Origin of the sequence: Collinsella sp. TF11-5AC (assembly GCF_003436775.1) — a bacterium.
Lineage (GTDB): Bacteria > Actinomycetota > Coriobacteriia > Coriobacteriales > Coriobacteriaceae > Collinsella.
This window is the reverse complement of record NZ_QSQO01000021.1, coordinates 1-17,955: the sequence shown is the minus strand read 5'-3', so window position 1 is coordinate 17,955 and position 17,955 is coordinate 1. Positions and strand designations below refer to the sequence as shown.

General features: G+C 57.5%; 17 protein-coding genes. 8 read left to right on the top strand and 9 right to left on the bottom strand.

Features of this window, described 5'->3' with window-relative positions; genetic code table 11:
* Position 1: 1 nt before the first annotated feature.
* Positions 2-1,054: a 23S rRNA (adenine(2503)-C(2))-methyltransferase RlmN gene (gene rlmN, locus DXD16_RS08425; RefSeq protein ID WP_055251319.1), complete on the top strand. Its 1,053-nt coding sequence runs from the start codon at positions 2-4 to the stop codon at positions 1,052-1,054.
* 199 nt (positions 1,055-1,253) lie between these two features.
* Here rlmN and DXD16_RS08420 read toward each other — a convergent pair whose 3' ends face one another.
* From DXD16_RS08420 to rpmH, 9 genes are all read right to left on the bottom strand, one after another.
* Positions 1,254-1,508: a hypothetical protein gene (locus DXD16_RS08420; protein WP_099432405.1), complete on the bottom strand. Its 255-nt coding sequence runs from the start codon at positions 1,506-1,508 to the stop codon at positions 1,254-1,256.
* Positions 1,498-2,403, bottom strand: a complete 906-nt coding sequence (locus DXD16_RS08415; RefSeq protein WP_199408188.1) for a ParB/RepB/Spo0J family partition protein — start codon at positions 2,401-2,403, stop codon at positions 1,498-1,500. The genes DXD16_RS08420 and DXD16_RS08415 overlap by 11 nt, the downstream gene beginning before the upstream one ends.
* Positions 2,396-3,196, bottom strand: coding sequence for a ParA family protein (locus DXD16_RS08410; RefSeq protein ID WP_117655794.1), 801 nt, complete (start codon positions 3,194-3,196; stop codon positions 2,396-2,398). Before DXD16_RS08410 ends, DXD16_RS08415 begins: the two co-directional genes overlap by 8 nt.
* A gap of 133 nt (positions 3,197-3,329) precedes the next feature.
* Positions 3,330-3,995, bottom strand: coding sequence for a 16S rRNA (guanine(527)-N(7))-methyltransferase RsmG (gene rsmG, locus DXD16_RS08405; RefSeq protein ID WP_233502686.1), 666 nt, complete (start codon positions 3,993-3,995; stop codon positions 3,330-3,332).
* A 168-nt stretch (positions 3,996-4,163) separates the two neighbouring features.
* A complete protein-coding gene (locus DXD16_RS08400) occupies positions 4,164-4,733 on the bottom strand; it encodes a R3H domain-containing nucleic acid-binding protein (protein WP_117655792.1) in 570 nt (189 codons plus the stop codon).
* Between the two features lie 44 nt (positions 4,734-4,777).
* Complete coding sequence (locus tag DXD16_RS08395) at positions 4,778-5,548, bottom strand: YidC/Oxa1 family membrane protein insertase (RefSeq protein ID WP_055251326.1); 771 nt, start codon at positions 5,546-5,548, stop codon at positions 4,778-4,780.
* Between the two features lie 29 nt (positions 5,549-5,577).
* Complete coding sequence (gene yidD / locus DXD16_RS08390; protein WP_022093804.1) at positions 5,578-5,802, bottom strand: membrane protein insertion efficiency factor YidD; 225 nt, start codon at positions 5,800-5,802, stop codon at positions 5,578-5,580.
* Positions 5,799-6,137 carry a ribonuclease P protein component gene (gene rnpA / locus DXD16_RS08385; RefSeq protein WP_082435526.1) on the bottom strand — a complete coding sequence of 113 codons (339 nt, stop codon included), beginning with the start codon at positions 6,135-6,137 and terminating at the stop codon, positions 5,799-5,801. Before rnpA ends, yidD begins: the two co-directional genes overlap by 4 nt.
* Positions 6,138-6,157: 20 nt before the next feature.
* Positions 6,158-6,292, bottom strand: a complete 135-nt coding sequence (gene rpmH, locus DXD16_RS08380) for a 50S ribosomal protein L34 (protein ID WP_019127408.1) — start codon at positions 6,290-6,292, stop codon at positions 6,158-6,160.
* Positions 6,293-6,637: 345 nt separating this feature from the next.
* Here rpmH and DXD16_RS08375 point away from each other — a divergent pair, with 345 nt between their 5' ends.
* The 7 genes from DXD16_RS08375 (at position 6,638) to gyrA (ending at position 17,791) form a co-directional block, all read left to right on the top strand.
* A complete protein-coding gene (locus DXD16_RS08375; RefSeq protein WP_117655791.1) occupies positions 6,638-7,990 on the top strand; it encodes an ATP-binding protein in 1,353 nt (450 codons plus the stop codon).
* Positions 7,991-8,005: 15 nt separating this feature from the next.
* Positions 8,006-9,730, top strand: a complete 1,725-nt coding sequence (locus DXD16_RS08370; protein WP_117655790.1) for a DnaA ATPase domain-containing protein — start codon at positions 8,006-8,008, stop codon at positions 9,728-9,730.
* Between the two features lie 238 nt (positions 9,731-9,968).
* Positions 9,969-11,072 (top strand): DNA polymerase III subunit beta, encoded by a 1,104-nt coding sequence (gene dnaN / locus DXD16_RS08365; protein ID WP_099432409.1) that lies wholly within the window; start codon positions 9,969-9,971, stop codon positions 11,070-11,072.
* Between the two features lie 9 nt (positions 11,073-11,081).
* Positions 11,082-12,188, top strand: a complete 1,107-nt coding sequence (locus DXD16_RS08360; RefSeq protein ID WP_117655789.1) for a DNA replication/repair protein RecF — start codon at positions 11,082-11,084, stop codon at positions 12,186-12,188.
* Positions 12,175-12,738: a DciA family protein gene (locus DXD16_RS08355; RefSeq protein ID WP_117655788.1), complete on the top strand. Its 564-nt coding sequence runs from the start codon at positions 12,175-12,177 to the stop codon at positions 12,736-12,738. Before DXD16_RS08360 ends, DXD16_RS08355 begins: the two co-directional genes overlap by 14 nt.
* 105 nt (positions 12,739-12,843) lie before the next feature.
* A complete protein-coding gene (gene gyrB / locus DXD16_RS08350; RefSeq protein ID WP_117655787.1) occupies positions 12,844-14,874 on the top strand; it encodes a DNA topoisomerase (ATP-hydrolyzing) subunit B in 2,031 nt (676 codons plus the stop codon).
* 208 nt (positions 14,875-15,082) lie between these two features.
* Positions 15,083-17,791, top strand: a complete 2,709-nt coding sequence (gene gyrA, locus DXD16_RS08345) for a DNA gyrase subunit A (protein ID WP_199408190.1) — start codon at positions 15,083-15,085, stop codon at positions 17,789-17,791.
* Positions 17,792-17,955 lie beyond the last annotated feature (164 nt).

Below are 17,955 nucleotides of genomic sequence, written 5' to 3'. Positions count from 1 at the left end.
CATGAATCCCAGGACTAAATCTCAGGACATTCGCGACTTGAGCCAAAACGATATTCGCGAGCTCGTGGCCGAACTTGGCCAGCCCGCCTTCCGCGCGAAGCAGCTCATCGAATGGGTCTTTGAGAAGAACGTTTGTTCGTTTGACGATATGACCAACCTTCCCAAGGCTTTCCGTGAGCAGCTTAAAGAGGCTTTTGCCTTTGATACGCCGACTGAACTCACCAAGCAGGTTTCCAAAGATGGCTCGCGCAAGTATCTGCTCGAGTACCACGATGGCATTTCCGTCGAGACTGTCGGCATGCCCCGTCGCAACAAACTTTCCGTCTGCGTTTCCACCCAGGCAGGCTGCGGCATGGGCTGCGCCTTTTGCGCTACCGGTCTCAACGGCCTCAAGCGCTCTCTGACCGCTCAAGAGATCGTCGACCAGGTGCTTCATGTATCCAACGACTTTGGCGAGCGTGCCACAAGCGTTGTCTTCATGGGCCAGGGCGAGCCGTTTGCCAACTACGACGAGGTTCTCAAGGCATTGCGCATCCTCAACGACCCCGATGGCATCGGTATCGGCGCTCGTCACCTCACCGTCTCTACCAGCGGCGTTATTCCCGGTATTCGCAAATTTGCCGATATCCCCGAGCAGTTCACGCTTGCCGTTTCCCTGCATTCCGCCATCCAGTCGACGCGCAATAAGCTCATGCCCGGTGTTAAGAAGTACACGCTGCTTCGCCTTCACGAGGCGCTTCAGCTCTACACCGAGAAGACTGGCCGCCGCCCGACCTATGAGTATGCCATGATCGAAGGCGTCAACGATACGAATCCCGAGATGCAGGCACTCTGCGACTTCTGCGAGGGAACGCTGTGCCACGTTAACCTGATTCAACTTAACGACATCGAGGGCAGCCCGCTCAAGCCGTCGCCGATTCATAAGGTTGAGGATCTTCAGCGTCGTCTTGAGTCCCGTGGCATCGAGACCACGATTCGTAACTCCCGTGGTAACGATATTGACGCCGCTTGCGGACAGCTGAAACAGCGCTTTAAAGTTCAGAAGAACGCATAGGGGAGTCGCACTCCAAAACGTTTCATGTGAAACATCGAACGGCCCCGGTTGCAGGATATGCAACCGGGGCCGTTTCATTTATTGGCCTCAATTTTGGAGAAGCTGCTACCTTTCCCATTTTTTACGGACAAAATAAGGGGCCCTTGTCTCATAAATCAGACAAGGGCCCCTTAAAATATGCAGGGTAATTATTAGGTACCTAATAGCCTACATTTTCCCATTGGTTGCTAACCCAACCTTGATTAATCTTAGGATTTTTCGTTACCTGAGCAGTGCGCATGGCAACATCTTCTGTCATAACATCCATTTTCTTCTTGGACGTATCAACGATATCTTGCGCGCCACGAAGCAAACGACCTCGAAGTTCATCGTCTGTCGCGATCTTATAGCCAGCAAAGGCACCAGCCGCGACAGTCGTCGCCAATGCAATCGCAGTAAAAATCTTATTCCTCATCTTGGCCTCCTTGGTCAAACTGAATCATTTCACCAAGAATACGAGAGAGCTCTTCCTCGTCTTTAAACTCAATCTCAATCTTATTCTTTCCACGCGAGCTCTTCACACGCACGTTGGTATTAAATACCTGACGAAGTACACGCGCAGCCTTTTTAAAAGACTGAGGCGTTGCAGGCCGCGGCGTCTTAGGTGTCTCTCCGGCAGAAAACAATGGAGCAAGATTTTCTGTCGCTCTTACGGAAAGGCCCTCCGCAACAACCTTCTCTGCAAGTCGAATTCGAGCATCCTCATAGGGAACTGCAAGAATCGCACGTGCGTGACCAGCAGTAAGTTTACCCTCAAAAATCATCTGCTGAACTACTTCGGGGAGATCGAGAAGGCGCAGCGAGTTTGTAATTGCAGAGCGTGACTTGCTTACGGCCTTCGACAATGCCTCCTGGGTCATGCCGCTAGCATCGATGAGCTGGCGATAGCCCTTAGCCTCTTCGACGGGATTCAGATCAGAACGCTGAAGGTTTTCGATAAGAGCAAGAGCCAGCATCTCTTCATCATTAACATCTTTAATGATGACAGGCAGTTCCTCAAGACCAGCAAGCTTTGACGCCTGGTAACGACGCTCACCAGCGATGATCTCATAGCCGTTTCCATGCTTGCGAACCAAGAGCGGCTGCAAAACACCATGTTCTTGGATTGACTCGCTCAACTCGCGGAGTTCAGTTTCATTAAAGTGAATTCGCGGTTGATTAGGGTTGGGAACGATATCCTCAATAGGTAGTTTTGTTTCAGATGCGGCATTTGAAGCAGATGCAGCAGAACCACCGGTCTCATACTCAGCCTCTGAGACCAAAGCATTGAGTCCGCGTCCCAATCCACCACGTTTCTTTGCACTAGGCACGCTTGATCACCTCTTTTGCAAGGTTCATATACGCTTTTGCACCCTTGTTTTGAGGTGCATAGGTAATTACCGGTTCTCCAAAAGACGGAGCTTCAGAGATTTTAACCGTACGGGGAATCAGCGTCTTAAACGCCTTATCACCAAAGTACGATTGAACTTCCTCAACAACCTGATTCGATAAAGAAGTACGTGAGTCATACATGGTCATAAGCACGCCATAGGTGTCTAAGCCCTTGTTCAGACGCGATTTGACCATCTTCATTGACTCAAGCAGCTTCGTAACGCCCTCGAGCGCGTAATACTCACACTGGATTGGAATCAAAACGCTGTCTGCTGCGGTCAAGGCATTGATAGTAAGCAGGCCGAGCGAAGGAGGACAGTCAATGAAAATAAAATCGAACTCGTCCTGAATCGGCTCAAGCAAATCTTTGAGGCGGGTTTCACGAGCAATTGCGCTTACGAGCTCAATTTCGGCACCTGCTAGCTGAATCGTAGCTGGAATTACGAATACCTTTTTGCAATTTGTATCAAGAACAAGCGATTCTGCCGGCACATCATTCAACAATGCATCATAGATGCATTGATCAAGCTCTTCTTTTTCAATTCCAAATCCACTGGTACTGTTTCCCTGCGGATCAAAATCGACAATCAGTGTCTTGCGACCCTGCTCACCCAGTGCTGCTGCAAGGTTTACAGCCGTCGTTGACTTACCGACGCCGCCTTTTTGATTGATGATTGCAATGATACGCGTGTCTCTTGCGCTCTTAGAACGCTTAACGTCGCGAAATCCCACGGTCCCTCCTGGTGTGTATTAAAGCTGTCAAACGGAGGATGTTTCACGTGAAACATTCCGATTCGATATCAACCGCCATGTTTCACGTGAAACACTGCAAGTTGTAGTATCCATTATGTTTCACGTGAAACATCTAGGCAAGCGGATTCTTCTTTGCCATGCCATTTGCACGAGGCAATGAAACGGATGCGGGATGACTCTTCTTAAGAACAATAAACTCCCTGTGGCCCAAGCCCTCAGGCAAATCGATTGCGTCATTCAGAAGCAAAGTGAAGCCGCAAATCTTAGCTGCTGACATGCCGGAAGCAAGCTCCTCATCCGAAGGATTACCCTTGGTGATAACAAATAGCCCTCCGTCTTTGAGGAACGGAGCCGCATACTCAACAAGAATCGGTAGAGGGGCAAGTGCGCGGGCGGTTACGACAGAAAACTGCTTCTTATGGCTTCGAGCATATTCTTCAAGGCGATCATGAACCGCATGAGCATGTTTCAATCCAAGAACATCAACAAAAGAATTGACAGCATCAACCTTCTTACCAACAGAGTCAATATAAGTAGCTTTACGATGCGTGGTTATGGTTAACGGAATACCAGGGAAGCCCGCACCTGTTCCCATATCGAGCAAAGCTCCCTCAGGAGCCTTATTGATATAGGGGAGCAAAACAAGTGAGTCGAGGATATGAAGTACCACAGCATCTTCTATGTTAAGAATACGGGTGAGATTGGTTGTCTTATTTGTTTCCAGAACCAAATCCAAATGTTGAATACATTTCCTCAGCTCAGTATCAGTTAAGCTCAAGGAATACTCTTTGCAATAGGAAGTTAGACGACTCAACATCTCGTCAGCCTGCTGATCAGTAAGTACTAACAACGAAAGCTCCTTTCTGACAAAAATCAGTGTATCGAGAACTTTTGACAAAAAAAGGGGACGTGGAAACCACGTCCCCTTAGCATAAGCTCGAGTAGATTATCGAGCAACAATCACCACATGGCGATCGGGGTCAGAACCCTCAGAATGAGTATCGACGGCGTCATTGCCACGAAGTGCAATGTGAACCAGTCGGCGCTCGTAGGCATTCATGGGCGGAAGCGAAACACTCTTATGAGTGCGGATGGCACGCTCGGCAGCAGACTGAGCCATGGAGGCAACCTTGTCCTGACGGCGGCTCTTGTATCCCTCGACGTCCACTACAACCGGATACCTAAAGCCGAGCTTGCGGCTCACCAGCAATGAGAACATAACCTGAAGGGCATCAAGGGTGCGACCATGACGGCCAATGAGAACAGCAAGGTCGGGAGCCGTTACATCCAGAATCAGCTCACCCTCGTCGCCCTCATACTCATCGATAGGAGAGTTGGCGGCATCGAAGTGCGAAAGGATGGAACGCAGGATGGAAATCGCGACATCGGCAATGGTGTCGAGCTCCTCGTCGGTCAGCTCTTCACCAGCCCTGTAGCGCTGTGCAATCTCGGGATAATCGCCCGCGACCTGCGGGGCAACCTCCTCAAGCATATCCTCGATGATCTCTTCAGACATAACGTACTCCAAAAGTTAGGTACCTAAATAAGATTGATATCCCACTACTTCTTCTTGTGCGGGCGCGGCTTCTTCTCGCGACGAGTGACCTCAACCTGCAGCGGCGCGTTCTTAAGGCGCTCCTCCTCATCGGCCTTCGCCTTGTCGATGACCTTCTGCGTCACAAAAATCTGCTGGATAACCTGCCAAGCAGACGAGACGTCGTAGTACAGCAGAACACCAACGGGAAGGCTCCAGCCCATCCAAAGCATCATGACCGTCATGACAACGGCCATCATACGCATGCTCTGAGCCTGCTGGCCGGTCTGGTTGCGCGACATATAGAGCTGCGGAATCAGGGTCAGGACAGCGAACAGGATCAGGCAGACCAGCGCAGGCAGCGCGACCATAAAGCCATCGGCAAAGGAGGCACTCGGCGTGGTGGTCAGGTCGGGCAGAATATTAAAGAACGAGAACGTGCCGTCGTTAAAGTAGTCCGGCAGGTTACGCAGCAGCGTAAATAGGGCGAACAGGACAGGCATCTGAATCAACAGCGGCAGACAACCAGCCATCGGGTTGAACTTGTTCTCGCTGTAGAACTTCTGCATTTCCTCGGCCTGACGCTGGGGATCGTCGGCATAGCGCTCCTGGATTTCGAGCATCTTGGGCTGCAGCACCTGCATGCGAGCCGTCGACTTGGTCGACTTGAGCATAAGCGGCGTCAGCAGCAGACGGATGATGACCACCAGGATGATGATGGACAGGCCCCAGTCGACCGCAAAGGTCTGGATGAGCTTGAGCAGCTCGAAAAGGATGTTAACGATCCAATCCCACATGTAAGTTTTCCTCCGATAGCGAGTGCCCGCTAGGGCACAGGGTCATAACCGCCGACGTGCAGGGGATTGCAGCGAGCGATGCGCCTCACGGCAAGCCAGCAGCCTCTCAAAACACCGTACTTCTCAATCGCCTGGACGGCGTATTGCGAGCACGTTGGGTAATAAATGCAGGCGTCAGGCAATAAGGGCGAAATAACCTGTTGATATATGCGAATAGGAGCGATGGCAACACGTCGCAAAACGTGATTGCTCATCGCTCCTCCCCGGCAACGCCGGCGCGTTTCATAAGCGAACGCAATGCATTGTCCATCTCCTGCGGCGAGGAAACCCTCGTCTTGGGAGTTGCGAACAAGATGATGTCATAACCCGCAACGGGAAATCCACAGCTGCGGGCGGCCTCGCGCATCACACGCTTAGAACGGTTGCGCACGACAGCACAACCGAGCCGTTTAGCACCAACGAAGGCGACCCTTCCGGAGTCGCCTTCGCCAACCGATTCACATATGGTCATTCGAATCAGAGGGTGATTGAAACGGCGCCCCTGACTGAACACATGCTCGAAATCTTGCCGAGACTTAATAGTCTTCATGCGAGATGTGTGTATCGCTGCTAGACAGTGAGACGCTTGCGGCCCTTGGCGCGACGACGGGCGAGCACGGCACGACCACCCTTGGTGGCCATACGGGCACGGAAGCCATGGGTCTTGGCACGCTTACGCTTATTAGGCTGATACGTACGCTTCATCTTAAGTTCCTCCTGCTGCATTTCGAGTGTCCGCGGGGGCGCGGACGCAGATATAGACACGTGAGCTTGAAGATTGTAGGGAAATCAATGTTCAAATGTCAAGAAATCAAAGGTAAAAGGTTGCGCAGTTCACACGGTTCCCCCATAAGCCGAGCTCGATTTAGCGGTGCATGGCAACTTTTCACGATATTTCATCGAGTTTTCAACAGGTCATGTTGGCAATGTTGAGAACTTTTCGTCCGTTTTCCAAAGTTTTCAACAGATTTTGAAAAGTTGTCGAAAGATGAGAAACATTGCACGGTGAGCTACTATTTGTTCGAAACCTTTTGAAAGATTGCGAGCGGCATGTCTGACGACTTTTACACCATGGTCGATTCCGGAGACCCGGCACCCGACAACGAGCACATCACCGGCGTGCGCGAAGAGCGTAAGGAAGGCGAGCAGACGACCACGCAGGCGCCAAAAGCCATGTACGCCGCGCGCATCGCCGTCTATGACGACATGCTGTCGACACCGCGTGTGATCGTCATTGATCCGCAAGATGTCCGCACGTATTTGGAAGAGACGACCAACACCGTCTACCAGTGTATGAAAGAGCAAGGTGGCCACATCTCGCTCATGGTCATCCGCGAGATTGTCGAAAACTTTATCCACGCACACTTTGCCGAGCCCATAATCTCGATTCTGGACGGCGGAGACACTATCCGCTTTGCTGATCAAGGACCCGGCATCGACGACAAGGAGCGCGCTTTCGACTTTGGCGTTACCAGCGCAAACAGCAAGATGAAGCGCTATATCCGTGGAACCGGAGCAGGGTTTCCCATGGTGCAGGAGTATTTGGAAAACGCCGGCGGGGCCGTGTCCATCGAGGACAATATGGGCAACGGCACCGTGGTTACGGTAAGCCTGGACCCTAAACGCGTGCAGGAAATCGAACGCGCCGGCGGGCGCGGTGCTGCCGTGCGGCCCGAGACGGAGCAGCCCGCATATCCCCTGCCGGGAGCTTTTGCGCAGCAGCCCATGGCAACGCAACAGATGCAGCCCCGCGTGGGACAGATGCAGCAGCCCGGAATGCTTCCTACACAAGAGCCCCAGGCGGCGTCGATGTCGATGCCGCCAAACGTGCCAGAGGCCATGCCGCTGGCGGATCAGGATACAGCAGCAATGCAGCAGGTGACGGGGGCACCGGGTGGCCAGCAAATGGGCTATCAGCCGTACCAACAGGGATATCCATATCAGCAGATGCCGCCACTGGGGTATGGCCAGCAGTTCCCGCAGCAGTACCAGCAGGGATATCAACAGCCGTACCAGCAGATGCCGCAGCAGCAGTACAACCCCTGGGCCCAGCAGATGCCTCCGCAGCCTTACCAACAGTGGCCTCAAAGTTTTCAACAGCAAATGCCGCCGATGCAGAGTTCTCAACAACCAGCAGCTCAAATGATGTATCCTAATGCAGCAAATCAGTATGCGCAGCCACAACCGGACGTGTTCGTAAGCGATCGCGGCAACGCCGCGCTGGGCTATCTGGCGCAAAATCAAGCGTGCGGTGCTACCGATCTGGCGAGGGCGTTTGGAAACTCGGCCCCCACTTGGTCACGCACGCTCAATGACTTGGCGCAGGCCGGCTTGGTCATCAAGCATGGCCAGAAATACCATCTGACCGAACTCGGCGCCGCTCGCGTGCGAGCTCAGAGCTAAAGAACGGGAGAGACAGTGGACGAGGAAGCAAGCATCATCCTGGGGGATGCCATCGCCTTTTGCCAGCGCGACGGCCGAGATGCACGCCTCATCAACATGCTGGGGCAATCGCGCGCCATAAGCCTGACCGAAGATACGCTCACGATCGAGGCCCCCTCGCGCTTTGCCGTCGCGCAGCTCAAAAAGCATCAGCCGACTATTGAGGCCTATCTGGAAGAAATCGCCTTTGCGCCGATCGCGCTCGACATCGTGGCACCACAAGGCACCGCAGCGGAATCCGCTGCCGCGACGGCGCCTGCCACGGCTCCCGCTGCTTCCCCGGCGGCGCCGGCCTCCGCAGGCGACGTGCCGACAATCGGGCACCAGCACAGCGATGTTTCCCGTGAAACCATGGCACCGTTGCCGACCGCGGCGGCGACGTCAACGAACGCACCCGTCACGCACATGCCCATCGCTCACGACGCAACGACGGGCGCGGATTCGGGCATTGCAATCAAGAACACGCTCTCGGCCGATGATTTTCGTCGCATGATGAACCAGATGAAGGGCGGAGCGCCAACTAAATCCACGCAAGCTGCGACCCCCGCTTCACCCATGCCAGCACCGACCGCGCCGGCCGAACAGAATACGGATGGAGCCCCGCTCGCCGCGAACTCAAAATTTACCTTTGAGAACTTTGTCTACGGCCCCGAGAACAGCCATGCCTATCGCTCGGCACTCAAGTTTGCCGCCCTCGCGGACGAGCGGGGCACGTGCACATCACTGTTCATCTACGGCAAATCGGGCCTGGGCAAGACGCACCTGCTGCTTGCCATCAAAAACGAGCTCGCCGAAAAGTCGCCCGAGATCAAGGTCAAGTATGCCAACTCCCAGGCATATCTGGACGACCTGATGACCGAGTTCGACCGCCAAAAGAAGAGCAACGCCCCCATCATGCAGGCGTACCACGGCGTGGACGTGCTCATCATCGACGACATCCAAAACATCATCGGCAAGCGCGCGAGCGTGGACTACTTTTTCCAGCTCATGGACGAGTTCATCCGCAACAACAAGAAGGTCGTCATCGCGGCAGACCGCGCCCCCAAGGACCTGAGCATGGACGAGCGTCTGACCAGCCGCTTCAACGCCGGCATGCTCTGCCTGGTCGCAGAGCCCAGCTACGAGATGAAATACAAGATCTTGCAGCGCTATTACGAGAACACCATCGTCGCCGCTCCCGAGGCAGGCGACGACTCGCTGCTGGCGGCCTATGGGGGCGACGGCGGGCACCTAACCGACGAGCACTTTAAACACATGGCCGAGGTCTCGGGCACCAACATCCGCGAACTCGAGAGCTTTTGCGAGCGCTGCGCCGGCGAGGCGGGCGACCGCGAGCGCGAGGGCGGGGAGCTCACCTTTGACGATATCGACGCCATCGCCAGCCAGTACTTTGACACATCGGCCAAAAAGATCAACGTCCAGACGGTTCAGTCCGTCATCGAAGAGCAGTACGGCGTGACGCACGAGGAGCTCATCGGCCCGCGTCGCAACGCCAATATCGCCAAAGCACGCCATATCGCTATCTACCTGGCCATCGAGATGTGCGAGATGACGACCACGGCGGTGGGCGCCGAATTTGGCAACCGCAACCACTCGACCGTCAGCACGAGTTACAAAAAGGTCCAGAAGATGATCCAGGAAGACCGCACCGTCACCGAAGACCTCAAGTCGCTGCGCGATAAAATTACACTGCGCTCGTAGGGAAATAGAGACACCTGTTGAAAACTTGTCGAAACCACGGGCATAAGGTGTCTAAAACCCAACCCGCGGTGATGAAAAGTTTTGCGCAGGTTTTGAACGTGGAAAACCACCCCTGTTGCACACAGGTTGCTGTCGATTCTCTTTCTGGGTCTGACCTGCGTCTTTGGGAGTAATCAACAGTTTCGTCAGTGCTATTACTATTATTAAGATATTTATATCTATAGAAAGGTATTAAAAGATGAAGTTCACCGTCAGCCAGAGCTCGCTTACACAAGCCATCGGCGTCGTTATGAAGGGTGTCGCTTCGGCATCCACCCTTCCCATCCTGTCGGGCGTGCTCGTTAAGGCCCAAGACGGCATCTTGGAATTCCAGACCTCTAACTACACTATCTCGATCCGTCATCGCATCGCGGCGCATGTCGAAGAAGAGGGCGAGATGGTTATCCCCTGTAAGATGCTCTCCAATATCACCAAGACCCTCCCCGATGCCCCGGTCACCTTTGAGCTGTCCGAGCGCCAGGTGCTGATTGGTTGCGAGAAGAGCTCTTTTAGGCTGAACACGCTCGATGCCAATGACTTCCCCGAGTTTCCGGCCTATGCCATCGAGAGTGCCGTGGAGCTGCCGACCGATGTCTTGTCCGAAATGGTCGGCCGCGTGTGGCGCGTCACCTCGACCGACAAGGCTCGCCCCATCCTGGGCGGCGTGCACATGAAGGTCGAGAACAACACCGTACGCCTGGTGGCGACCGATTCCTTCCGCTTGGCCGTGTGCGATACGCAGGTCGAGACCTCGACCCTCGAGGGCTCCTTTGAGCTCAACGTTCCGGCTGACGCCTTTAACGACGCGCTGAACATCATGGCCAGCCAGGCGACCATCATGATCGGGGCTACCGACACCCAGGTCGTCTTCGAGGCCGGCAACACCACCTACGTGTCGCGTCGCATCGAGGGCGTGTACCCCAACTACAAGCAGCTCATCCCCGATTCGTGCGTGACGAGCGTCAAGATCGATGTCGCCGCCTTTAACGCCGCCCTCAAGCGCGTGGCCGTTATCGCGAGCGCCAACCCCGCCGTCAAGTTCGAGATCGATGTCGAGAACGGGCAGATGGGCCTGTCCTCCATTTCCAATGACCAGGACCTTGCGCAGGAGACGATCGATGTCGAGGCTGAGGGCGAGTCGGGTACCATCGCCTTCAACTACCACTACATCTTCGGCTGCCTCAATGCCCTGTCCAAGGAGAAGGAGATCACGCTGGAGCTCAAGAGCTACTCGCAGGCGGGCATCTTCAAGTCCTACGACAAGATCAACTACCTGTACCTGGTCATGCCGGTCCGCATCTAGCGCTGCGCCATGACCATGTTCGCCCGCGGTCTTTCCGTCGCGCACTACCGCAGCTTCGATAGCTATCGCCTTGCCCTGGACGAGGGCGTGACGATACTTGCGGGACCCAACGCGGCGGGAAAGACCAATCTCATAGAGGCGCTGCAGCTGCTGACGAGCGGCGCCTCGTTTAGGCATCCGACCGCAGCCGAGCTCGTCCATGACGGCGTGGGCTCGTGCAAGATCGAGCTGAGGCTCGAGGGCGACGGCCGCGTGCTTGATATGGGATTGAGCGCGGAGGACGGTAAGCGCTCGTTTAGTCGCAACGGCAAGAGATGCTCTGCCGCCGGTGTGCGCGGGATTCTGCCGAGCGTGCTGTTTTGCCCCGACCATCTGGACATGGTTAAGCGAGGCGCCAGTGTGCGCCGCGCCGCCCTCGATGACTTTGGCATGCAGCTGAGCGCGCGTTATGCCGATCTTGCGAGCACCTATGGGCGCTGCGTGACCCAGCGTAACGCCCTGCTCAAGGAGACCTGGTGCTGTCGCGAGATGCTCGGCGCGTGGAACGATTCGATTGCTCGCGCGGGCTCGGCCCTGCTCGTGCACCGGTTGGCCCTACTCGACCGGCTGGCGGGCCATGTGCACACTGCCTACGGGCAAGTGGCGTCCGGCGAGGCTGCCAACGTGACCTATGCGTCCACGCTGGGGGATTTGCCCCAGGTCGAGGATCGCGAAGAGCTGAAGGGTTGGGCGTACGAGCGCATGCTGGCTGCCCTTGACGAGCATGCCGACGAGGAAATTCGCCGCGGCGTGACGTTGGTGGGACCGCATCGCGACGAGATCGAGTTCACCGTGGCTGGTCGCTCCGCCCGTTCATTTGCCAGCCAAGGACAGCAGCGCACGCTGGTGCTGTCCTGGAAGGTGGCCGAGGTTGCCGTGGCTCGCGATGTCCTGGGCACCGCCCCACTGCTGCTTCTGGACGACGTGATGAGCGAGCTCGACGGCGAGCGTCGCGGCGCTTTCCTGCGGCTGATTGGCGATGATATCCAGACGGTCATAACCACGACCAACCTGGGGTACTTTACCGATGACCTGCTTGATCGAGCCAAGGTGGTGAGCATGGGTGAGACGTGCTAATTACGAGCGCGAGAGCGAGACAGTCGCCTTCAGCGGGTTTTTGAACGCAGAGCGCCAGCGCATCCTGGCGGCTGCAACGCCTAAGCGCCGTGCGCAGATGGAGGCCGCCGAGGAGTCGCGCACGGTCTATTGCGCATGGAACGCGGTGTGCTCGGGCACGCGCGAGGGGCGGCATGTGACGGGACTGCGTTACCTGCCCGAGTCCAATGAGCTGCTGGTGTATCTCGACTCGCCCTCGTGGACGCAGGAAATGACGCTGTTGCGCGAGATCATCCGCGCGCGCATGGAGCGCGCCGGTGCGCATGTGGACGGCCTGGTGTTCAAAACCACCGCACCCGGTCACACGCCGCCCGCCGCCAAGGAGCGCCTGCGCCCGGCGACGACCGAGCGACCGCCGGCCCCGCATGTCGACCTAAGTGAGGCCGAGCGCACCGAGATTGAGCGCCAAGTGGCGCCCATCGAAGACCAAAAACTGCGCGAGGCCCTCGAGAATGCCATGAGAGCCAGTGCCGAGTGGGCCAAGGGCGTGCAAAGCAAAAAAGAGCCTTAAATCGCATCTGGTGGCCTTGTAGAGCCAAATACCCTCGTTCCCGAGGGTATTTTTTTACGATAAACTAGTAAGGCTGTACACATTTTCTTGACTGAAGGAGGACGTGTGGCAAACGAAAACGATTACGATGGCGGCGAGATTAAGATTCTCGAAGGTCTCGAGGCCGTTCGTAAGCGCCCGGGCATGTATATCGGCTCGACGAGCGCCAGCGGTCTGCATCACCTGGTGTGGGAGATCGTTGACAACTCCGTCGACGAGGCCATGGCCGGTTTCTGCACCGAGATCCAGGTGACGGTCCACGCCGACAACTCCATCACGGTCGTCGACAACGGGCGCGGCATCCCCGTCGACGAGCACCCTGTTAAAAAGATCCCGACGCTCGAGGTCGTCATGACGATCTTGCACGCCGGCGGTAAGTTCGATAACTCGGCCTATAAGGTCTCGGGCGGCCTGCACGGCGTGGGCATCTCCGTCGTCAACGCACTGTCCAAGCGCGTGGTCGTTCAGGTTCGTCGCGATGGCAACACCTACGAGATGGAGTTCTCGCGCGGCAAGACCGTCAAGAAGATGGAGGTCGTGGGCACCTCGGATTCGACGGGTACCACCGTCACCTTCTGGCCCGACGACGAGATCTTCGAGACCTGCATCTACGATTTCGATACGCTGTACAACCGTCTGCAGGAGACGGCGTTCCTCAATAAGAACCTCAAAATCGTGCTGACCGACGAGCGCGAGGCGACTCCCCACGTGGAGGAGTTTTGCTACGAGGGCGGCATCGTCGACTTCGTCAAGTTTCTCAACGAGGGCAAGGACGTCCCTGAGGCCTTTAAGGAGCCCATCTACATCGAGGGCAAATCGGATCCGGACGCGCCTGTGGCCAAGATGGGCGAGGTTGAGGTTTCCCTGCAGTGGAATAGCGGCTACGGCGAGAACGTCATGTCGTTCGCCAACGACATCTACACTCCCGAGGGCGGCATGCACCTTGAGGGCTTCCGCACCGCGCTCACCCGCGTGATCAACGACTACGCGCGCAAACAGAACCTGCTCAAGGAAAAAGACGCCAACCTGACCGGCGACGATGTGCGCGAGGGCCTTTCGGCCGTTATCTCGGTCAAGCTGCCCGATCCGCAGTTTGAGGGCCAGACCAAGGCAAAGCTCGGTAGCTCCTATATGCGCGCGCTCACGCTCAAGATCGTGACCGACGGCCTCGCCGATTACTTGGAGGAGCATCCCAAGCCCGCCCGCGAGATCGTCAAGAAGGCGCAACAGGCCTGCAAGGCGCGCAACGCCGCCCGCAAGGCGCGCGAGGCGACCCGCCGCAAGAGCCTGCTCGAGACGGCGTCCCTGCCCGGTAAGCTCGCTGACTGCTCGGTGCGCGATGCCGAGCTGACCGAGCTCTTCATCGTAGAGGGTGACTCGGCAGGCGGTTCGGCCAAGGATGGCCGTCGCCGAGACATCCAGGCGATTCTGCCCCTGCGCGGCAAGATTCTGAACGTCGAACGCGTTGGTGACCATCGCGCGTTCTCGAGCGACACCATCCAGTCGCTGATTACCGCGATCGGCTGCGGTGTCACGACGAGTGCCGGCGACGGCGGCGACTTCGATATCACCAAGGCGCGCTACCACAAGATCATCATCATGACCGATGCGGACGTCGACGGTGCGCATATCCGCATCCTGCTGCTGACGTTCTTCTACAAGTACATGCGTCCGCTGATCGATGCCGGCTACGTCTATGTTGCCTGCCCGCCCATCTTTGGCATTAAGGTGCGCAACAAGATCCACTACGTGTATCCCAACGGCCGCCAGCCCGAAGACGAGATCCTGCGCGACACCATCCAGAGTCTGGGCCTGAACCCCGACGACAACGACGAGGACGGCAAGGCCAAGGACGGCAAGATCACCAAGAAGCGCAAGGGCTATACCGTCCAGCGCTACAAGGGCCTGGGCGAGATGGACCCCAAGCAGCTTGCCTCGACGACGATGGATCCCAAGACCCGCATCCTGCAGCGCGTGTCGATCGAGGACGCCGTGGTGGCGGACCGCGCCGTGCGCGAGCTGATGGGTTCCGAGGTCGGCTATCGCCGCGAGTACATCGAGAAGCACGCGCATGACGCACGCTTCCTAGACGCCTAGCTTTCCCAGGCACCCCATCTTGCCCTTCAGGATTTCGGGCGCCGCACGCAAGGCGTGCGCCCTCATCCTTCAGGGCAACCTGGGGCACCTGGAAAACCTAGGAGGGTTATCCGGCATTCCCGGTAATCCGTCTCCGTGGTAGGGAACTAATGGACCACGCAAACCATGAGGAGGTAACGTGGCAGACGATATCAACAATAACGAGGGCATGGGCGAGGCCGGCGACGCCGGCATGCCCGACGATCTGAGGCGCCTGCTTGCCCGTGCTGAGCAGGGCGAGGACGGCGATCCGGACGCCTATAACCCCGATGCCGATGATGACGAGGAAGAGGACGACGGTGAGCTCGAGGAGAGCTTTGGCGAAGTCGACCGTGGCGCCTCGGCCGGCGAGGATATCAATGGCGGCCAGCTCCAGATTTCGGAGTTCGGTCGCGAGATGAAGCAGTCGTTTATCGAGTATTCGATGTCGGTCATCACGGCGCGCGCCCTGCCGGACGTGCGCGACGGCCTAAAGCCGGTGCACCGCCGCATCCTGTACGCGATGAACGAGAGCGGCATCTACCCCAACCGTCCGCACAAGAAGTCGGCCTGGACGGTCGGCGAAGTTATCGGTAAGTACCACCCGCATGGCGACTCCGCGGTCTATGAGGCCATGGTCCGCCTGGCGCAGTGGTTCTCCATGCGCACGCCGCTCATCGACGGTCACGGCAACTTCGGCAACATCGACGGCGACGGCGCCGCCGCCATGCGTTACACCGAGAGCCGCCTGGCAAAGCCCGCCATGGAGCTCCTGCGTGACCTGCAGAAGGACACCGTCGACTGGCAGCCCAACTACGACGAGTCGCTCGCCGAGCCTCAGGCACTGCCCGCGCGTTTCCCCAACCTGCTGGTCAACGGCAGCCAGGGCATCGCCGTCGGCATGGCCACCAACATCGCCCCGCACAACCTCACCGAGGCGATCGAGGCCACGTGCTACCTGATCGACAACCCCGACGCCACCGTCGATGAGCTCATGCAGATCATGCCCGGTCCGGACTTCCCCACCGGTGCCATCATCATGGGCAGTGCCGGCATTAAGCAGAGCTACGAGACCGGTCGCGGCTCCATCACCGTGCGCGCCAAGGCTCATGTGGAGTCCACCAAGACCGGCCGTAGCCGCCTGGTCTTTACCGAGATTCCCTACATGGTCAACAAGGGCACCCTGCAGGAGAAGATCGCCCAACTCGTCAACGACAAGCGCATCGAGGGTATCTCGGATATGCGCGATGAGTCCAACCAGAAGGGTATCCGTCTGGTCATCGAGCTCAAGAAGGGCGTTATCCCGCAGGTCGTGCTCAACAACCTGTACAAGTACACCTCGCTGCAGACGACCTTCGGCGCCAACAACCTGGCGCTTGTCAACGGCGTTCCCAAATGCCTGAGCCTGCGCGAGATGCTGCAGCACTACATCGACCACCAGGTCGACGTCGTCACCCGCCGCACCCGCTTTGACCTTAAGAAGGCCCAGGCGCGTGCGCATATCCTCGAGGGCTACCTGATGGCTCTCGACCATATCGACGAGGTCATCAGCATCATCCGCTCCTCGCAGACCGACTCTGAGGCCAGCGGTCGCCTGATCGAGCGTTTTGGCTTTACGCCCGAGCAGACCACGGCCATCCTCGAGATGAAGCTGCGCCGCCTGACCGGCCTGGAGCGCGACAAGATTCAGGAAGAGCTGGACGGCTTGCGCCGCGCCATCGCCTACTACGAGGACCTGTTGGCGCACGAGGAGAAAATCCTGGGCGTCATCAAGGAAGAGATGCGCGAGATCTCCAAGAAGTTCGGCGACAAGCGCCGCACCGAGATCAGCCATGTCGAGAAGGACCTGGACGTCGAAGACCTGATTGCCGACGAGGACATGGTCGTGACCATCACCCACACCGGCTACGTCAAGCGCATCCCGGTGGCCGCCTACCGCGCCCAAAAGCGCGGCGGCAAGGGCGTGTCGGGCGTCAACCTCAAAGAGGACGATGTCATCGACGAGATGTTTATCGCATCCACGCACGAGTACGTGCTGTTCTTCTCGAGCAAGGGCAAGGTCTATCGCCTGAAGGTGCACGAGCTGCCGGTTGGCACGCGCCAGGCCCGCGGCACCGCGATCGTCAACCTGCTGCCTTTCGAAGAGGGCGAGAAGATCGCGAGCGTCATCAGCTGCCGCGAGTTCCCCGCCGACGAGTACCTGATGTTTGCCACCAAGAGCGGCATGGTCAAGAAGACCGTGATGAGCGCCTACGACCGTAGCCGCCGCGACGGCCTGATCGCCATCAACCTGAGGGACGACGACGCACTGCTCGCTGTACGTCGCGTGCGCGAGGGCGACAAGATCATCATGGCAACCACCGCGGGCAAGGCGATTATGTTCCCCGAGGACCAGGTGCGCGCCACCGGTCGCGATACCAGCGGCGTTCGCGGCATTGGCATGAAGGAAGGCGTGAGCGTTCTGGGCATGGAAGTCACCAACGGCAATGGCGACCTGTTCGTCATCACCGAGCGCGGCTACGGCAAGCGCACGCCGGTTGCGGACTACCCGGAGCAGAACCGCGGCGGTCAGGGCGTCTACACCATCCAGATGACCGAGCGCAAGGGTAACCTCGCAGCCATGAAGACGGTGGGCCCGCAGCATGAGCTGTTCATCGTGACGGAGGGCGCGACGGTCATTCGCGTCAAGACCGACGAGATCAGCCAAACCGGTCGCGCCACCCAGGGCGTCAAGATGATGACCGTCGACGATAACGACCGCGTATGCGCCGTGGCCCGCATGACAGCCGCCAAGGAGAAGCCCGAAGGCGAAGGTGCCGAGGCCGCAGCCGATGCCGAAGAGGCCCCAGTCGACCTAGGCGACGGCAACGACATGCCAGAGGATCTCCTCGACGAGTAAGAGGAACCGGCTGGTAGAAAATATCAGACCCCATATATCGGCGGTCGGCGCACCTGCGCGCCGACCGCTTTTTTGAAAATCTTTGAACCCCACGTCTGCCCCGGCTGCTCGGCGGCATGCGAAGTCGATCGCGAGTTCCGCACGAGCCGGAGAGCACTTAATGT